14 protein-coding genes are annotated in these 17,467 nt (G+C 64.6%); 1 reads left to right on the plus strand and 13 read right to left on the minus strand.

All coding sequences use genetic code 11. From position 1 onward, the window contains the following. Positions 1-6 precede the first annotated feature (6 nt). Entirely contained in the window at positions 7-594 is a 588-nt protein-coding gene (locus OKW27_RS18655; protein WP_090808989.1) for a hypothetical protein, read from the plus strand. A gap of 15 nt (positions 595-609) precedes the next feature. On the opposite strand, the gene OKW27_RS18660 is transcribed toward OKW27_RS18655, so the two are convergent. The 13 genes from OKW27_RS18660 to OKW27_RS18720 all read right to left on the minus strand — a co-directional run bounded on the left by OKW27_RS18660 (position 610) and on the right by OKW27_RS18720 (position 17,429). Next, positions 610-1,629 carry a hypothetical protein gene (locus tag OKW27_RS18660; protein ID WP_429334368.1) on the minus strand — a complete coding sequence of 340 codons (1,020 nt, stop codon included), beginning with the start codon at positions 1,627-1,629 and terminating at the stop codon, positions 610-612. 19 nt (positions 1,630-1,648) lie between these two features. Then, complete coding sequence (locus tag OKW27_RS18665) at positions 1,649-1,906, minus strand: hypothetical protein (protein WP_090808984.1); 258 nt, start codon at positions 1,904-1,906, stop codon at positions 1,649-1,651. Positions 1,907-1,926: 20 nt separating this feature from the next. Next, the gene (fabI, locus tag OKW27_RS18670; protein ID WP_429334369.1) at positions 1,927-2,709 is read right to left on the minus strand and encodes an enoyl-ACP reductase FabI; all 783 of its coding nucleotides are present in this window, start codon (positions 2,707-2,709) and stop codon (positions 1,927-1,929) included. 12 nt (positions 2,710-2,721) lie between these two features. Further along, positions 2,722-3,897, minus strand: a complete 1,176-nt coding sequence (locus OKW27_RS18675; protein WP_429334370.1) for an acetate/propionate family kinase — start codon at positions 3,895-3,897, stop codon at positions 2,722-2,724. A 4-nt stretch (positions 3,898-3,901) separates the two neighbouring features. Then, positions 3,902-4,891, minus strand: coding sequence for a phosphate acetyltransferase (locus OKW27_RS18680; RefSeq protein ID WP_090808979.1), 990 nt, complete (start codon positions 4,889-4,891; stop codon positions 3,902-3,904). A 94-nt stretch (positions 4,892-4,985) separates the two neighbouring features. Beyond that, a complete protein-coding gene (locus OKW27_RS18685; RefSeq protein ID WP_429334371.1) occupies positions 4,986-7,322 on the minus strand; it encodes a DUF3141 domain-containing protein in 2,337 nt (778 codons plus the stop codon). Positions 7,323-7,500: 178 nt separating this feature from the next. Continuing rightward, positions 7,501-8,106 (minus strand): PqiC family protein, encoded by a 606-nt coding sequence (locus tag OKW27_RS18690; RefSeq protein WP_429334372.1) that lies wholly within the window; start codon positions 8,104-8,106, stop codon positions 7,501-7,503. After that, positions 8,103-9,716: an intermembrane transport protein PqiB gene (locus OKW27_RS18695; RefSeq protein WP_429334373.1), complete on the minus strand. Its 1,614-nt coding sequence runs from the start codon at positions 9,714-9,716 to the stop codon at positions 8,103-8,105. Before OKW27_RS18695 ends, OKW27_RS18690 begins: the two co-directional genes overlap by 4 nt. Beyond that, positions 9,700-10,980: a paraquat-inducible protein A gene (locus tag OKW27_RS18700; protein WP_429334374.1), complete on the minus strand. Its 1,281-nt coding sequence runs from the start codon at positions 10,978-10,980 to the stop codon at positions 9,700-9,702. Before OKW27_RS18700 ends, OKW27_RS18695 begins: the two co-directional genes overlap by 17 nt. Continuing rightward, positions 10,977-12,491 carry an efflux transporter outer membrane subunit gene (locus OKW27_RS18705; RefSeq protein WP_090808969.1) on the minus strand — a complete coding sequence of 505 codons (1,515 nt, stop codon included), beginning with the start codon at positions 12,489-12,491 and terminating at the stop codon, positions 10,977-10,979. The genes OKW27_RS18700 and OKW27_RS18705 overlap by 4 nt, the downstream gene beginning before the upstream one ends. Before the next feature lies 1 nt (position 12,492). Next, positions 12,493-15,759: an efflux RND transporter permease subunit gene (locus OKW27_RS18710; RefSeq protein ID WP_429334375.1), complete on the minus strand. Its 3,267-nt coding sequence runs from the start codon at positions 15,757-15,759 to the stop codon at positions 12,493-12,495. Positions 15,760-15,772: 13 nt separating this feature from the next. Beyond that, positions 15,773-17,020 (minus strand): efflux RND transporter periplasmic adaptor subunit, encoded by a 1,248-nt coding sequence (locus OKW27_RS18715; protein WP_429334376.1) that lies wholly within the window; start codon positions 17,018-17,020, stop codon positions 15,773-15,775. A gap of 16 nt (positions 17,021-17,036) precedes the next feature. Beyond that, positions 17,037-17,429, minus strand: coding sequence for a hypothetical protein (locus OKW27_RS18720; protein ID WP_090808966.1), 393 nt, complete (start codon positions 17,427-17,429; stop codon positions 17,037-17,039). Positions 17,430-17,467 lie beyond the last annotated feature (38 nt).

Here is a 17,467-nt window from a genome sequence, read left to right on the forward strand (position 1 = left end):
AGCAAAATGATTAACCGCAAACTGATCATCGCGGCGGCGCTCGTGTGTCTCGCGAATACAGGATTCGCTCAGACGGAGACACCCGTCACGGTCAAGAGCGAGCCCGGCAAAGTCACTATGTCGGGCATGGTCAAAACGACCGCGACGGTCGTCGGCATCGAGCCGGCAACGCGCACCGTCTTGCTCAAGGACCCGAAGGGCAAGGTCGTGCAGGTCGTGGTCGGCGAGGAAGCGCGCAACTTCGATCAGATCAAGGTCGGCGACGTGGTCAAGGCCGAGTATTCTCAGGCTCTGACCATCATGCTGAAAAAAGGCAACGCGCCGCTGACCGCCAACGAAACGCAGACGCTCGAACGCACACCGGCGGGCGCGAAACCCGGCGGCTCGGCCTCGCGCGAAGTCACGATCATGGCTAACGTCATCGCGGTCAATCACCAGAGCGGCGCGGTCACGCTGAAAGGCCCGCAAGGCAATACGGTGGATCTGATCGTGCAGGATCCCGAACAGCTCAAGCGGATCAAAAAAGGCGACCAGATACAAGCGGTCTATACCGAGGCCGTGGCCATCTCCGTGGAGCCGGTCGCCGGCAAATAGCGGGCATGGCTCGCGTCAGATCAGGCGGTGCGCTTGCGCGAGGCCGCTAAGGGGAGGCGTAAAGTCCGCGCGTCGAAAACGCACCGTCGAGAAAACCCGTATCGCATTGGGACTCTCCGGCAGACGCGCAAGGCGAAACTCGATTTCGTGCGCGGGCCGCGTATCTCCCTCTTCCAGGACGACGTTCATCCGGTCGAGCCGGTACACGCTCCTGCGCACGTAGAAATGCGCATCCGGCGCCCCCAGTACACCGCACATCACGTCGAGATGCCGCTCCAGCGCCTCTGTCTTCAGGCCCAACTGCGCCAGAGCCTGATCGTTCTCTTCGATCTGCGCCTGCAGCTTCGCCACTTCCGCGTAATTCGACGTCGCGTCGCTACCAAGCAGCGAGCGCACGCCCGCCCCTTGCCGTTCGAGAATCGTCAGGCGCGTTTTCAGCAGCGCCCTTTCGCGTTGCAATTCGTCCTGCCGCGAGGTGTCGGCCTCGATCTTGCCGAGGGCTTCGAGCACGAGCTGATCGACGATCCGCAACACGATCTGGCGCCGCAACGCGGCTTCGGATTCTTCGCACACGCGCACCTGGTGATCGCTGAAGTTGATGGTCGTCTGCGCGAGATCGGTTTGCGTCGTTTCGCCGTGTTGCCCGACGCCGAAAATACGCCGCTCGTCCATGGCCATGCCGAGCACCGCGAATACCTGATCGGCAGCGGGATGGTCGCTGAAGAACGTGTTCAGCTCGTGTGAGCGGTTGAAGACCGGGCAGACGTCGTCGGGTGTGGCGAAAAAGGCGTGGATATACGGGTCTGTCGCCCACGCCGCCGCGTTCGCTTCGCGCGTCGGCGGCACTTCATCGGCGAGCCGGAGCAGATAGGCGGTCGTGTGTTGCACGGCGGGCCGCAGGCGCGACGCATAGTTGCGCGCGAGCCGCAACGACGGACAGAGCCCGACGATCCGCTCGACGATTTCCTTCGTCTGCTGATCGTCGCTCTCTTCGGAAGCGTTGCGCCTGGTCAGCCACCGCGACAGCAGACCCATGCCCGGCTCCCGTCGCCCGTCACGATTCGTCGCGCTCCGGCAGCAGCTGCGCGACGATCGTGTGGTTCTTCCAGAACAGGTTATGGACGCGGTTTTGCAGTATGCGCAGCCCGTCCGTGGGCACGTCGTCGAAGACGACCACCGCGCCTGGCCGCGAGCCCGTGCCGAGCACCCGCTTGATCGAGCTGAAGCGCGGGAACCCGTAGCGAATCAGGAACTCGCCGATATCTTCGTCGGAGACGCTTTCCTCGACGTTTCCAAGAAACAGTTCAGCCATGATGCTTACTCCTCCAGACCCTATGCGACGATGTTCAATCCGCCGTCGATATACAAGGTAGAACCGGACACCCGCCGGGCATACGGCGTGGCCAGAAACGCACAGGTATAGCCGACATCCATGATGTCGACGAGTTCGCCGAGCGGCGCGCGCTGCACCGCTTCGTTGAGCAGCAGCTCGAAATCCTTCAGGCCCGAAGCGGCGCGGGTCTGCAGCGGCCCCGGAGAAATCGCGTGCACGCGGATGCCCTTCGGTCCCAGCTCGAACGCCAGATAGCGCGCGCAGGCTTCGAGCGCCGCCTTGACGGGGCCCATCAGGTTGTAGTTCGGCACGACCTTGTTCGCGCCGTAGTAGCTCATCGTCAGCATGGTGCCACCGTCTTTCATTAGCGGCGCGGCAAGGCGCGCCATCCGCACGAACGAATGGCAGGAGATGTCCATCGCGCTCAGGAAGCCCTCGCGCGACGATTGCAGCAAGCCGCCCTGCAGATCCGCTTTCGGCGCCCATGCAACGGCGTGAACGAGAATATCGAGGCTTCCCCATGTCTTCTCGATCCGGTCGAACACGGCCTTCATTTCGTCCTCGCCCGTTACGTCGAGCGGCATGAAGATCTCGGCATCGAGTGCTTTGGCTATCGGTTCCACATAAGGAAGCGCCTTGTCGTTCGCATAGGTGAGCGCAACGCTCGCGCCGAGGTCGTGAAACGCCTTCGCGCATCCGTAGGCAATCGAATGCTCGTTGGCGACGCCGGTCACGAGGGCCTTCGCTCCCTCCAGAATCAAACGCGGTTGCTCGATCGTCATGGTGATACTCCTTTATGGGGCGATAGCGCGCGTATGACGGGCGATCATCAGTTCCTCGTTGGTGGGCACGACCCAGACCGGCAGCCTGCTCGAGGCGCGGGTGATCAGCGGGCCGCCCGCCCGATTGGCCGCTTCGTCGAGTTCGGCGCCGAGCCACGCGGCATCGCGCACGATGCGCTCGCGGATCGCGACGGCGTGCTCGCCGATGCCGGCCGTCAGCACCAGTGCGTCGAGACCTTGCATCGCCGCGGCGAGACTGCCGAGTTCGCGCCCGATGCGGTAGGTGTAGACGTCGATCGCAAAGCGGGCACGCGGGTCGTCGCTGTCGAGCAGCACGCGCATGTCGCCCGAGATGCCCGACATGCCGAGCAGCCCCGAGCCCTTGTAAATGAGGTCCGCGATCGACTGCGTATCCATCTTCAGCTCGTCGAGCAGATAGAGCATCACGCCGGGGTCGAGGCTGCCGCAACGCGTGCCCATCGGCAGGCCTTCCACCGCCGTGAAGCCCATCGTGCTCGCCACGCTCTTGCCCGCGACCATCGCGCACATGCTCGCGCCGTTGCCCAGATGCGCGACGACGGTGCGCCCCGCCGCCGCGGCCGGTGCGATCTCCGGCAGCACGCTCGCGATGTATTCGTATGAGAGCCCGTGAAAACCGTAGCGCCGCACGCCGCGGTCGGTAATCGACGGGGGCAGCGCATAGGCCTGCGCGGTCTCGGTCTGCGTGCGATGAAACGTGGTGTCGAAGCACGCGACCTGTGGAAGGTCGGGACGCAGCTGCGCGAGGATGCGGATCGGGGTCAGGTTATGCGGCTGATGCAGCGGCGCGAGCGGGCTCAGGCTGTCCAGCTGATCGATCACCTCGGAGGTCGCGAGGACGGGGCCGGCAAACCGCTGCCCGCCGTGCACGACGCGATGCCCGACCGCCTTCAGTTGATTGCCGCCGCCGTGGTCGTGCAAAAAACCGCCCAGATATTCGATCGCGCCCTGATGGCCGAGCCGATGGCCATCGCCCCATTCGTGCGAGCTGGCATTACCGTCGCGGTCCGTCACGCGAAAACGCGGGCTCGTGTAGAGCGCTTCGATCTGGCCGCGCAAAATGAGCTCGAGTTGCGCTTGTTGCACGTCGAAGGCGCTGAACTTGAGGCTCGACGAACCTGCGTTCAATACGAGGATCACATCCGCCATGACGTCACCCGACCACCTTGCCGGCCTCGCGCCGTGCCTTGGCCACCAACGCGGCGACCGCGCACGACGCGAGACGCGTCGACAGCGAATCCGCGCGGCTCGTCAGAATGATCGGCACGCGCGCGCCGAGCACGATGCCCGCCGCGTCCGCGCCGGCGAGAAACGACAGGCTTTTCGCGAGCATGTTGCCCGCTTCGAGGTCCGGCACCATCAATACATTGGCGCGACCGGCCACCCGCGACTCGATCTGCTTGATGCGCATGGCTTCAATGCTGATCGCGTTGTCGAGTGCGAGCGGACCGTCGACGAGCCCGCCGGTGATCTGCCCGCGGTCCACCATCTTGCACAGGGCCGCCGCTTCCACCGTCGATGGAATTTTCGGATTGACGCTCTCGGTCGCGGACAGGATCGCCACGCGGACTTCGTCAAATTTCAGCGCGTGCCCGAGATCGATCGCGTTCTGCAGGATGTCGACCTTCTCTTCGAGCGTCGGCAAGATGTTGATCGCGGCGTCGGTGATGATCAGCGCGTTCTCGTACCCGGGCACGTCCATCACGAAGCAATGGCTGATGCGCCGCTCGGTGCGCAGGCCGATGTCGCGGCGAATCACCTCGGCCATCAGCTCGTCCGTATGCAGGCTGCCTTTCATCAGGGCCTCCGCCTTGCCTTCGCGCACCAGTTGCACGGCTGCCGCCGCGGCGGCATGGCTATGCGGCGCATCGACGATCGTGAAGTTCGAAATGTCGATGCCGTGTTCGGCGGCAATCGCTTCGATGCGCGCGCGCGGCCCGACCAGCAGCGGCGCGATCAGTCCCATCCCGGCTGCTTCGACCGCGCCATTGAGCGAACTCTGGTCGCACGGATGCGCGACCGCTGTCGGCATCGCCGGCAGCGTCCGGCAGAAATCGATCAGACGCTGATACTTCGCGTGCTTTTCCATCTGCGTATTCCTCGTATGTACGGTGCGTTGGATTCGTGACGCGTGGCACGCCATGCTGACGGGAGCCGTGCATACGGGCGCCGTGCATACGGGCGCCGTGCACACGGTTCCGTCACGCTTGCGTCCTGCCGCGCATCGCGCCGGTTGCTCACGTGCGAGTGGGGTCGGGCAAACGTGCGTTGCGCTTGCGGCTCTCGCGCGAACCCAGCACCGCGCGGATGCGTTCGAACGCCTCCCTTTGCGCGGCGTCGGGCGCGGTGTTCAACACGCGCTCGTCGCTCGCCAGCTTGTCGAGCAGTTGTAGAAAGCGCTCGCGGTCCTCGCTGTGGGAAAGCAGCTTCGGCAACGTGGCTATCGCCTCGTCCGGTTCGAAGCTGACGATGATTTCCTGCTCGCCCCGGATCCGCCGCCAGTGATCGGGGCTGATGTCGGGCAGGTACTCCACGTAACTTTCGGCGATCTCCTTGCGCATCTCCAGGCGCGCGAGCGGCAACGACCCGCCCTTGCGCGACAACAGAAAGGCCGCGCGCCCGAGCGCCTCCGTGTAGCCGCCGTCGCCGATCGCCTGCAACGCCGTGCGCACGAACGGCAGCTCGCGCGGATCGATCGCGCCGGCTTGCGCGGCCACGCCATCGGCGCCCGGCTTGCTCAGATACGTCGCATACAGATTCGCGTACACGCTGAAGAAGCTGGCCTCGGTCCCCGCGTCGCGCATCGCGCGGTAATAGTCCAGCGACGCGCTGAACATTTGCGAGCCGTTGTGTTCGAGCTTGCTCCACGGGTTATCGGCGGCGGCCCGCTGGCGATTCTCACGAACCGACTGCGCGGCCGCCGGCAGCCAGCCAAGCCACGGGTTCATCGCGGACACGGCCCAGCGCTGCCAGCGCAGCGGATGAAACTGGCGCAGCAGGCGGGCGCTCGTTTCGTTCGACATCGCCTGCACGAACGGCCGCGCGAGCAGTTCATACATGCGCTGATTCAGATTGGACACCGCGGCGACCGCTTCGAACGGCTTTTCGTCGATGCGGCCGAAGCGGTTGAAATGCGCGGAAATCTCCTCGAGCCGCCGCTCATGAAATTCGACTTCGTATTCGATCTCCTCGGCCGCGTTCCTGGCCTCGTTGATGGTCATGCCGTAGAGTCCGGGCGGGAAGGTTTCGATGGTCTCGAGCACGGACATGATCTGCTTGTGCTCCTTCTTCGCGACTTTCCCGGACACGAAAATGCCCAGATGCCCGATGTTCTGGTGCGTCAGACCGACGATCACCTGGCCGCGCGACTTGATCTCCTCGGTGCTGCCGTAAAGGTCCGCCACCCAGTTGAACGCCTGTTGAGGCGGCGTGATGTTGTCCCCCATCGACGCGAACAGGATGATCGGCGAGCGGATTTCACGCAGATCGAAAGCCTGGCCGCTGCTGTTCGTCACTCCGCCCGACCACAGCTTGTTGCCGACGAACAGGTTGCGCGTGATCCATTCGATCTCCTCGCGATTCATCAGGTAGTAGCTGCCCCACCAGCGCTCGAATTCCAGAAAGCGTGGCGGCTCCGTATCGACGTTCGAGAACAGGTGGTAGTACTTGTCCCAGAACGTGTTGGCGGGATTCAGGTTCTCGAAGTTCTCCACCAGATACGCGCCGTCGAACTTGCCGTTGCCAAGATCCGCCGCGTACGACGCGAGCCACGCGCCGCCCAGCATGCCGCCCGCGTAACGCATCGGGTTGTCGCCCTCGCCTTCGCTCCAGGCCGCGCTCCAGTACGACATCGGCGCACCGTTGATGACGATCGGGCCGGTCTCCTCGGGGTCGGAGCTGGCGAGCATCATCGCCGCCCAGCCGCCCTGGCAATTGCCGATGATCGCGGGCTTCGGACTGTCGGGATGCAGCGCGCGCACCTTGCGCACGAATAGCTGCTCGGCGTTGCAGACGTCAAGCAGGGTCTGACCGGGCTCGGGGTCGCGAAAGAACACCACGAAGTAGACGGGATAGCCCGCGCGCAGCGCGATGCCCGCCTGCGAATCGTCCTTGAAGCCACCAATGCCGGGGCCGTGCCCCGCGCGCGGATCGATGATCAGATACGGGCGTTTGCGCACGTCCACGCCCACGCCTTCGAGCGGACGAAGTTGCAGCAGCGCATAGTTGACCGGCCGTTCGAAGGTGCGGCCGTCCAGCACCATGTCGTACTCGAAATGCAGCACCGGCGCGGGACCGCTGACGCTGCGTTCGACGAACTCGTTGCCGCGCCGGTACAGCGTGTCCCAGAACAGCAGCGAGCGCTGCGCGGCATCTACCGTGTATTGCCACGCACTGAGCGGATCGAATGGCGCGGGCATCGCGCTTGCGGTCGGGGCGCCATCGTGATCGAGCCCCAGCGTTTCGGTGACCCGTTCATTCAGATGCCGCTGGGCGATTTGCGTGCGCTTCTGCAGCACGTGGGTGATTTTTGAGGCAATGTCCTGGCTTTGTGACAACAGCGTTTCAGCGTCCATCGGAAGACTCCTGAAAGGTGCACGTCACGATCGGTGCCGAGGCACGCGCCGTGCATCGATTGAATCGTGGAGTTGGCCCAGAGCTCTAGCAATCGGACCAAGGTCTTATTGTGCGCGCGACCCGGTGCAGCGCACGGGTTCGGGCGCGGCGCGTGTCGACGTGACGCAGCGCGACGTCTCATTGAGCGGGTTTTGCCTGCACCGCTGCGGCGATATCGCGGCTCACCGAGGCGAGCGCGCGATCCTGGGCGGCGATGATCGGCTCGAATCCGGGACCGGACACGCTCTCGCGCGCGACCGAGCGGCCGGTGATGGTGATGGCGCGGACCTTGCCGGGCGGCCGCACGGTCCACAGCACATCGACGGTGACGTCGCGCCCCGGCACGGACTCGAAGCGCATCACGTCGATCCGCACGCGCCAGACGACGGACGGATCGCGTACCGCATCGAATACCGAAATCTGCTGCGAGTTCAGCAGCGCGCCGAGATCGGCCGCGATCACGCGGCCGATGTCGCCACCGAGCGGCTGCGCCCAGCGGTCGAATTCGTTGACCGCGACCTCGTTGTTAGCGATCCGCGTGACGATCTGCGGCCGGTCCACGATCTCGGGTATCGTGACCGGACCAATCACCGCCACGATCGGCCGGCTCGCGCCGGTGCTGCTCAACGACTCGTCGGGGCTCAGCGTGTAGAAGTTCGTCGCCGGCGACTTGCAGGCGCCGAGCAGAGCGCCGGCGAGCGCGAGCATCAGGCCCGCCGCGAAGCGGCGCATCACATCTGTCATGGCTTCTTGTCCTCGGACTTGCCGCGCACGAGCGATTCCGGATGCTGCGCCAGATAGTCGGCCAGCGTGCGCAACGAGGCAGCGGTGCGAGTCAATTCACGCATTGCGTCCTCCGTCGATTGCTGCAGCGACGAGTCGGGCTGCAGCGCGGCATTCGCGGAATCGAGCGTCGATTGCGCGGACAGCAGCGTGTCGCGCGCTTTCGGCACGACCTGCGTGTTGAGCTGCCCGAGCATCGCGTTGGTGGTGCGCAGCGTCGAGCGCGCGTCTTTGCCGATATCCTCGAACGGTATGTTGTTGATCTTGGCGAGCAGTCGCGTGACCGATTCCTGCAGCGATTGCAGCGTGCGCGGAATCGCGGGCATTTCGGGCGGCGTCTTGTTCCAGTCGATCGACGCCTTCGGCGCGTCGGGGAAATAGTCGAGCGCGAGATACTGCTGGCCGGTCAGCAGATTGCCGGTTCTCAACTGGAAGCGGAAGCCGTGCTCGACCAGATAGTTCGCGAGACCGCGCGGGTCGTTGGTGAGGTGTCCGCCGGCGCCGTCGTTCTGATAGCGCGACGTGAACCGCTCCGGATAGAGATTGATCTCGACCGGACTGCTGAAGCGGCGGGTGTCCGGATCGAAGCGCGTGTAGATCGCCGTCACTTCGCCGATTTCGACGCCGCGGAAATCGACCGGCGCGCCAACTGTCAGACCGCGCACCGAATCCGCGAAGTTCACCACGTATTTGACGACAATGCGATCGTGCATCTTCATCGCGTCGGCGCGCGTGGCGTACAGCTCGAACCGGGTGCTGGTAGCGGCGCTCGTCTCTACCTGTGAATCGGGCGGCGATTCGAACGCGATCCCGCCGATGATGATCGACACGATTGACTGCGTTTCGACGCGCAAGCCGCTGCTGTCGAACGACATGTCGACACCGCTGGCGTGCCAGAAGCGCGTGTCGGTTCTGACGAAGCGATCATACGGCGCGTTGACGAACACCTTCACCGTGACGCCGTGGCCGTCCGGGTCCAACTGGTACGACGCGACCTGGCCCACCTGAATTCTGCGGAAAAACACGGGCGTACCCACGTCGAGCGAGCCGAGTCCCGTGCCGTGCAACGTGTACTCGTGCCCCGGCACGTCGCTCGCGATCACGGGGGGCTCCTCGAGGCCGACGAAACTGCGGCGCGCTTTTGGCGAATTGCCGACGTCGACGTCGACATACGAGCCCGACAGCAGCGTGCCGAGCCCCGACACCGTGCCACCCGAAATGCGCGGACGCACGACCCAGAAGCGCGTGTTGTCGACGAGCAGGTCCGACACGTCGCGCGTCACCTCGGCCTTGGCCACCACGCGCTTGTGGTCCGGCGTCAGCGAGACCGCTTCGACCACGCCGATATCGACGTCCTTGAACTTGAGCTTCGTCTTGCCTGCTTCGAGACCGTCGCCGGTCTTGAAGCTGATGCTGATCTGCTCGCCGCGCTCCATCACCGCCTTCACCGCCAGCCAACCGCCGATCAGGATCGCCACGATCGGCACGAGCCAGACCAGTTGCATCCGCCAGCGCGAACGCGGCACCGGCTCCGCGGCGGGCAGCTCGGGCTCTTCAGTCGGAGTGGACACGTTCGGTCTCCAAAGCGTCCCACATCAGGCGCGGATCGAACGCCATCGAGGCAAGCAAGGTCAGCACGACGACCGCGCCGAACGCGATCGCCGCCGGGCCGGCCTTGATCGTCGCCAGCGCCTGGAATTGCACCAGCGCGACCAGCATCGTGATCACGTAGATGTCGAGCATCGACCAGCGACCGATCAGCTCGATCAGGCGATAGATCCGCGTGCGCTGCCCGGGCAGCCATTGCCAACGAAGCTGGGTCGACAGCGCGAGATACCCGATGCCGAGAATCTTCAGCATCGGCACGACGATGCTCGCGATGAACACGAGCAGCGCAAGCGGCCAGGAGCCCGATACCCACAGATAGACCACGCCGCTCAGGATCGTGTCCTTCTGTGTGCCGAACAGCGAACTCGTGTCCATCACGGGCAGCACGTTGGCCGGAATGTAGAGCACCATCGCGGCCACCAGATACGCCCACGTGCGCGACAGGCTCGCGGGCTTGCGCTGGTGCAACGGCGCCTTGCAGCGCGGACAGACGTGCTTGACCGCGCCGCTGGGCTGCTTGAGCAGCAGGCCGCATTCTTCGCACAGCACGAGCCCGTAGGCAGACGCCGTGATGGCGTTGCGGCGCACGCGGATCGGCGGCAACTGCCACGCCCGCGCGCCACGCGCTGCCGTGATGCGCGCCCACACCTCATGCGGATCGAAGGTCGCCGCCGCGGCCGCGAGCAGCAGCATCAGCGCGATGAACGACCACAGCGCAGTGCCCGGCACCACCTTGGCGATATGCGCGAGCTTGACCAGCGCGACCAGCAAGCCGAGGATCAGCACCTCGGTCATGCCCCACGGCCGCGCGAACTGAAACAGACGAAAGCACTCGGCCGGCCGCCACGGCACGCGCCCGAAGCGCAGCGGCAGCAGCAGCCACAGCATCGCCGCGGTTTGCAGCACCGGCGTGACGATCGTCGTCAGGCCGACCAGCAAGGCGAGCGGCCACGAGCCGTGGCTGTACAGCATGCGCACCGAACCCGCGAGCGTCGTCTGCACGACATGGCCGTTCAACGACAGACCGACGATCGGAAACACGTTCGAGATCACGAGCAGCACCGCGGACGCGCACGAGAATGCGAGCGCATACTCCGGCCCGTTCGAGCGTCCGCGCCTGAGCTCCGCGCGGCACCGCTGGCAGCGCAACGCATTGCCGGCGGCGGGCGGCGCGCCGAGCTGAAGCAGGTCGCACTCTTCGCACGCAATCAGCTCGTTGCCCATCATCTCGCCTCCACTGCACCCGACGTTCCAGCCGGCGCGGGCGCGTTCTGCGAGACCGGCGCCATCGCCGGCGAGTTTTGCTGCGCGGGCGGCGGCGCCGTCAGTTTTTCCGCCTCGGCCACCCAGCCACCGCCCGTCGCCTTATAGAGCGTGACGTACGAGGCCAGCACCGCGCCTTGAGTTTGCGCATAGGTCAGTTGCGCGTTGAACAGGCTGCGCTCCGCATCGAGCACTTCGATGTAGCTCGTATAGCCGCCTTCGTAGCGCTGCCGCGCGAGGTGCGCATAGGTGTGCAGCGCCTCGACCTGGAGGTTTTGCGCATCGAGTGCCTGATGCGTCTTCTGCACGGAGATGAGCGCGTCCTCGACCTCCTGGAACGCTACCTGGATCGCCTTTTCGTACGAGTACAGCGATTCCTGCTGGCGCGCTTCGGCCTGGTGCACCTGGCCGGTGATGTTGCCCGCCGTGAAGATCGGCTGCGTGACGCTGCCGGCAAACGACCACACGCGCGCCGGGCCGGTGAACAGATTCGAAAACTGCGCGCTGACCGAACCGAACAGCCCGGTCAGCGAAATCGACGGGAAGTACAGCGCGCGCGCCGCCCCGATCAGCGCGTTTTGCGCGACCAGCGTCTGCTCGGCCTCCAGCAGGTCGGGACGGCGTTCGAGCAGATCGGACGGCAGCCCCTCGGGAATCGGCGGCGTGCCCATCTGCGACAGCTCACGGCCGCGCAGTATCGCGCCGGGATTCCTGCCGATCAACACCGACAACGCGTCTTCCTGCTGGGCGATCTGCGCTTCGAGCTGCGGAATCGTGACTTGCGCGGCTTGATACTCCGACTGGCTTTGCGCGAGTTCCATCTGCGAGACCTCGCCGTAGCGGAAGCGCGCCTCGAACACGCGCACCGATTCCGCGCGGCTTTGCACGGTCTCCTTCGCGATCTCTAGCTGCCGGTCCAGACTGCGCAGATTAATGTAGGCCGACGCGACCGAGCTCACCAGCGTCAGAATCGTGGCGCGGCGGCCCTCTTCGCTTGCGAGCAGATTCGCGCGTGCCGCCTCGGTTTCCCGGCGTACCTTGCCGAACAGATCGAGTTCCCAGGACACCGCCAGCGTTGCGTCGAACTGGTTGTAGACGGGGCTCACGCCCGTCGGCACCGGCACGCCTTCGTCCTGCGAGACCCGTTGACGCGACGCGTCGGCGCCTGCCGAAAGCTGCGGGAACAGCCCGGAGCGCGTGGTCACGAACTGCCCGCGAAACTCGTCGACCCGCGCGGCCGCGACCTTCACGTCGCGATTGTCCTGCAGCGCGGCGGCGATCAGCTGATCGAGCACCGGGTCCTGAAACTGCTCCCACCACACGGCGTTGGCGATGCCCGCGGCCTCGCCCTGGGCGAAACGATAAGTGGCCGGCACGTCGACCGCCGGGCGCTGGTAGTTGGGGCCTAGCAGGCATCCGCTCAGCGCGAGCAGCATGACGGATGCGAGCAAACGCGCCGGTGCCGTGCCGCGCATCTCATTCACCTTCCTGCGGCGCGGACGGCGCCTCGCTCGACGCACCGGGCCCCGACACCGCCGAGGGTTCGCGTCCTGCGCCGCCGCTGGGCTCCACGCCCGGCGTCGGCTTTTTGCCTCCCTTCGAGCGCGACGACATGGATTCGAGCAGGTAATAGAACATCGGGATGAAGAATACGGCGATCGCCGTCGCGCCCAACATGCCGCCGATCACACCGGTGCCGATCGAATGACGGCTGTTGGCCGATGCGCCCGTCGCGATCGCGAGCGGCACGCAGCCGAGAATGAACGCGAGCGAGGTCATCACGATCGGGCGCAGCCGTTCTTCCGCCGCGGTCATCGTCGCGTCGAACACCGAGGCGCCGGTCTCGCGATTGAGCACCGCGAATTCGAAGATCAGGATCGCGTTCTTCGCGGCGAGCGCGACCAGCATCGTCAAACCGATCTGGAAGTAGACGTCGTTGGACAGGCCGCGCAGCATGATCGCGAGCAGCGCGCCGAACAGCGCGAACGGCACCGCCATCAGCACGCCGACCGGCAGCGACCACTTCTCGTACTGCGCGGCGAGGATCAGGAACACCATCACGAGACCGAATACGAAGACGAGCCCGGACGTGCCGCCCGACTGCCGTTCCTCGAATGCTTCGCCGCTCCATGCCACGTCGTAGCCTTCCGGCATCTGCGCGGCGATCTGTTCCAGCGTCGAGATCACCTGTCCGGAGCTGTAGCCCGGCGCGGCGTTCGCCGTGACCTTGATGGCCGGGAAATTATTGAATCGCGTGACGAGGTCCGGGCCCGTCGTAAAGCGGTAGCTTGCCACCGACTTGATCGGCACCATCGCGCCGTTCGTGCTGCGCACGAAGATCTGATCGAGATCACTAGGCTTCAGGCGATACCGCGGCTCCGCCTGCAGGATCACCTGCCACAGCCGGCTCGAACGATTGAACTGCGATACGTACAGCGAGCCGAACATCGTCTGCATCGCGCTATAGACGTCTTCGACCGGCACGCCGAGCGTCTCCGACTTGTCGCGATCCACGTTGACCAGCAGTTGCCGCGACGCCGCATTGAACGTCATCGTGACGCCGGTCAACTCCTTGCGCGCCCGCGCTTTCTGTACGAACTGGTCGGCCACGCCCGCAAGCTGTGTGATGGTCGCGTCGCCCTTGCTCTGAATCCACACCTCCGTGCCGCCCGTCGTGCCGAGCCCCGGAATCGACGGTGGGTTGACCGGCAGAATAATGCCCTCCTGGACGTTCGCGAAGTGGCGATACGCGTCGAGCAGCACCTGGCGCGCGTTCTGCGTCGCGCGGTTGGCGCGCGTATAGCGTTCGTCGAAGCTCTTCAGACCGACGAAGAAGGTGCCGGCATTGTTCTTGTTCTGGTTGTCGAGCAGGCTGAAACCATCGACCGTGGTGATGCTGCCGACCGCCTCCTGTTTCATGAAATAGTCAGTGATGACCGCCTCCTGTTTCATGAAATAGTCAGTGATGACTTGCGACACCTGGCCGGTGCGGTCGAGGCTAGCCGCGTCCGGCATGATGACCGCGCCGAGCAGATAACCCTGGTCTTCAGGCGGCAGGAACGCCGACGGAATCGAGCGCACCATCAGCACCGCCAGCGCGATCATCGCCGCGAAGAACACGAGCCCCATGACAAAGCGCTTGATGATGAGCTTGACCGCGCGTGTATAGCCCGACGTCATGCGGGCGAACTGATTGTCGAACCAGCGGAAAAAGCCCTTCTTCTCGTGGTGCGTGCTTTTAAGCAGCAACGCGGCGAGCGCCGGTGACAAGGTCAGTGCGACGATGCCGGACAGCACCACCGAAATCGCAATCGTGATCGCGAACTGCTTGTACATCTGGCCGGTGATGCCGCCGAGAAACGCGACCGGCACGAACACCGCGCACAACACCAGCACGATCGCCACGACCGGGCCGGCGACTTCGTCCATCGCCTTCTTCGAGGCCTCTTTCGGCGAGAGCTTGTACACCGTCATGTTGCGCTCGACGTTCTCGATCACGACGATCGCGTCGTCGACGACGATACCGATCGCGAGCACCATGCCGAACAAGGTCAGCATATTGATCGAAAAGCCCAGCAGCAGCATGAACATGCAGGTGCCGACGATCGACACCGGCACCGCGATGATCGGAATCAGCGTCGCGCGAAGGCTTTGCAGGAATACGAACACGACGATCACGACGAGCACCAGCGCTTCGAAGAACGTATGGATCACGTCCGAGATCGACGCTCGCGTGAACTCGGTCGTGTCCATCGCGATTTCGTAGGTCATGCCTTCCGGAAACGACTTCTTCAGTTCCGCGAGTGTCGTGCGCACCTGCTTCGCCACGTCGAGCGCGTTGGCGCCCGGCTGCTGATACACGGCGAGCACGGTGGCCGGCTTGCCCTGGAAGCGGCTGCGAATCGAGTAGTCTTTCTGGCCGAGCTCGGCGCGGCCGATGTCCTTGAGCCGCACGATCGCCGCGCCGCCGCTCGCGGCGCGCACGATGATGTTGTCGAACTGCGACGGCTCGGCGAGGCGTCCCGTGGTCGTGACCGCGAACGACTGCTGCACCGCTGAACCCGTTGGCGACTGCCCGATGCTGCCCACCGCGAACTGCTGGTTCTGGTTCGCGACGACCCGTTGCACATCGGCAGCCGTCACGCCGAGCTGCGCCATTCGGTCGGGCTTCAGCCAGATGCGCATCGCGTAGTCCGGATTGCCGAAAATACTCGACTGGTTCGCGCCCGGAATCCGCTTGATCGCGTCAAGCACATAGATGTTCGTAAAGTTCGCGATATACGTCGAATCGTAGCGGTTGGTGGGCGAATAGATCGCGATCACCATCATGAACGCCTGTGACTTTTTCTGTACCTGAATGCCCTGCGCCTGGACCGATTGCGGCAGTTGCGGCAGCGCGAGATTCACGCGGTTCTGCACGTCGACCTGGGCCAGTTCGGGGTTCGTGCCGATCTGGAAGTACACGTTAAGCGTCATACTGCCGGTCGACGAACTCGACGAGTTCATGTAGATCATGTTGTCCGCGCCATTGACCTGCTGCTCGATCGGTGCGGCGACATTGTTCGCGACGACCTCGGCGCTGGCGCCCGGATAGGTGGCGGACACCGTGATTTGCGGCGGCGTGATATCGGGGTACTGCGCGACCGGCAGCGAGAACATCGCCAATGCGCCGCCGAGCGTGATGACGATCGAAATGACTGACGCGAAAATCGGCCGATCGATGCAGTAGCGCGAAATGTTCATGGCGACTGCCCCGTCACTCGGCGGCGGGCGCTGCCGCGGCGCCTTGCGATGCAGCCGTCGCCACCGCCGCCTGGCTTTTCCCGCCGGCCGCCAGGGTTTTGATGATTTTCAGCTGCGAATCCGCGGTAACGCGCAGCGCGCCGTCCACGACGATGCGCTCGCCCGCCTTGAGTCCGTCGGAAATAAACCAGTTATCGCCCTGCCAGTCGCCGACTTCGACGACGCGCTGATGCGCCTTCGAGTCGCTATCGACGACCCACACGAAGTTGCTCTTCGCGCCCTGCAACACCGCGCGCTGCGGCACGAGCGTCGCATTGGGCCGGATCGCGCCGGAAACGCGGGCCCGCACGAACTGGCCGGGGCGCAAGGTGCCCTTCGGGTTTTCGAAGGTCGCGCGCACGAGGAAGGTTCCCGTTTCGGTATTGAACGCCGGGTTCGCGAAGTTGATCTGGCCTTGCTCGGCATAGGGCGAGCCATCGGCGAGAATCAGATGCACGGAGAAATTGTCGTGCGCGGGAAATCGCAGATGTCCTGCCGCGATGTCATCCCGGTACTTCAGCATCTCGTTCTCGGAGATGCTGAAGTTCACCCACATCGGATCGAGCTGGTACACGTAGGTCAGCAAACCGTTCGAGGTCGCCGTCACGTAGCTGCCATCCTGCAGACGCGCGAAGCTCGACAGGCCGTTCAGCGGAGACTTGATCGTCGTGTAGCCGAGGTTCAGCAGTGCGGTGTCGACTTCGCCCTGGGCGGCGATCACCGCGGCGGCGCTCTGCTTCTCGTTGCCGACCGCGTCGTCGAGATCCTTCTTGCTCAACGCGTTCTGCGCCGCCAACGGCACCACGCGCGCGAGATTGGCCTTGGCGACTTCGAGACGCGCCTGCTGCTGGGCCAGTTGCCCTTTCGCGGTCTGCAGCGCGGCCTCGAACGGCTTGCGGTCCATCTGGAACATCGTTTGTCCCGTCTTGACCAACGCGCCTTCGGTGTACATGCGCTTGTCGAGGAAGCCGTCGACCCGCGAGCGGATCTCGACTTCACGCGAACTCTGCGTTTGCGCGGTAAATTCGAAGTCGACCGGCGTGTCCTGTTGCGTCACCGTCATCACGGTCACTTCCGGCGCGGCGGCGACCGGCGGCGGTGGCGCCTTCTTGCATGACGCGAGCAAGGTGAGCAGCGTCAGCGCCGCGACGACGGCGAGCAATGGGAGGGCGCCGCGAGAATGTGGCCGCGGCGAGGCCAGGGAAACGGGTACGGTTTTCATCGCGCACTCCGCCTGATTACAAAGGCGTGCAGTTGCCGAACAGCACGAAGGCATCGTTTCTGTTCGCGATCGTCAGCGTCATCTCGCCGTCCGTCGAATCGACGACCAGCGTCCAGCCAAAGCCCAACTCATTGCCGAGGATCAGGAGCTGATCCGCCTCCTTGGTGACCGACAGCATCGGCGTCGTGCGCGCGGGACCGACGACCGCGCGTTTGTCGAAATCGAGAGTCAGGAATTTCGGCAGACCGAGATCCGCGGGCAACGCGCGCGTGCAGGCGATGCCCGGATCGCAGGCGTGCGCGTCGATCGTCGCGCAGATCAGCCGCTTGCTGCCGTCGAAGTCCGCCGCGCCCACCTGCATCGCAGCGGTACCGAGAAGAATCGCGAGACAAACCGAAATTGATTTCATCACGTGCGCTCCCGCTTTTATCCTTGAACGCTGCCGCA

Source organism: Paraburkholderia sp. 35.1 (genome assembly GCF_050436525.1).
In the GTDB taxonomy this organism is placed as follows: Bacteria; Pseudomonadota; Gammaproteobacteria; order Burkholderiales; family Burkholderiaceae; genus Paraburkholderia; species Paraburkholderia tuberum.

Excerpts from the sequence above, each read along its gene's own strand:
- OKW27_RS18655 (WP_090808989.1), top strand. The coding sequence starts at position 7 with ATGATTAACCGCAAACTGATCATCGCGGCGGCGCTCGTGTGTCTCGCG.
- OKW27_RS18660 (WP_429334368.1), bottom strand. The coding sequence starts at position 1,629 with ATGGGTCTGCTGTCGCGGTGGCTGACCAGGCGCAACGCTTCCGAAGAG.
- OKW27_RS18665 (WP_090808984.1), bottom strand. The coding sequence starts at position 1,906 with ATGGCTGAACTGTTTCTTGGAAACGTCGAGGAAAGCGTCTCCGACGAA.
- fabI (WP_429334369.1), bottom strand. The coding sequence starts at position 2,709 with ATGACGATCGAGCAACCGCGTTTGATTCTGGAGGGAGCGAAGGCCCTC.
- OKW27_RS18675 (WP_429334370.1), bottom strand. The coding sequence starts at position 3,897 with ATGGCGGATGTGATCCTCGTATTGAACGCAGGTTCGTCGAGCCTCAAG.
- OKW27_RS18680 (WP_090808979.1), bottom strand. The coding sequence starts at position 4,891 with ATGGCGTGCCACGCGTCACGAATCCAACGCACCGTACATACGAGGAAT.
- OKW27_RS18685 (WP_429334371.1), bottom strand. The coding sequence starts at position 7,322 with ATGGACGCTGAAACGCTGTTGTCACAAAGCCAGGACATTGCCTCAAAA.
- OKW27_RS18690 (WP_429334372.1), bottom strand. The coding sequence starts at position 8,106 with ATGACAGATGTGATGCGCCGCTTCGCGGCGGGCCTGATGCTCGCGCTC.
- OKW27_RS18700 (WP_429334374.1), bottom strand. The coding sequence starts at position 10,980 with ATGATGGGCAACGAGCTGATTGCGTGCGAAGAGTGCGACCTGCTTCAG.
- OKW27_RS18705 (WP_090808969.1), bottom strand. The coding sequence starts at position 12,491 with ATGCGCGGCACGGCACCGGCGCGTTTGCTCGCATCCGTCATGCTGCTC.
- OKW27_RS18710 (WP_429334375.1), bottom strand. The coding sequence starts at position 15,759 with ATGAACATTTCGCGCTACTGCATCGATCGGCCGATTTTCGCGTCAGTC.
- OKW27_RS18715 (WP_429334376.1), bottom strand. The coding sequence starts at position 17,020 with ATGAAAACCGTACCCGTTTCCCTGGCCTCGCCGCGGCCACATTCTCGC.
- OKW27_RS18720 (WP_090808966.1), bottom strand. The coding sequence starts at position 17,429 with ATGAAATCAATTTCGGTTTGTCTCGCGATTCTTCTCGGTACCGCTGCG.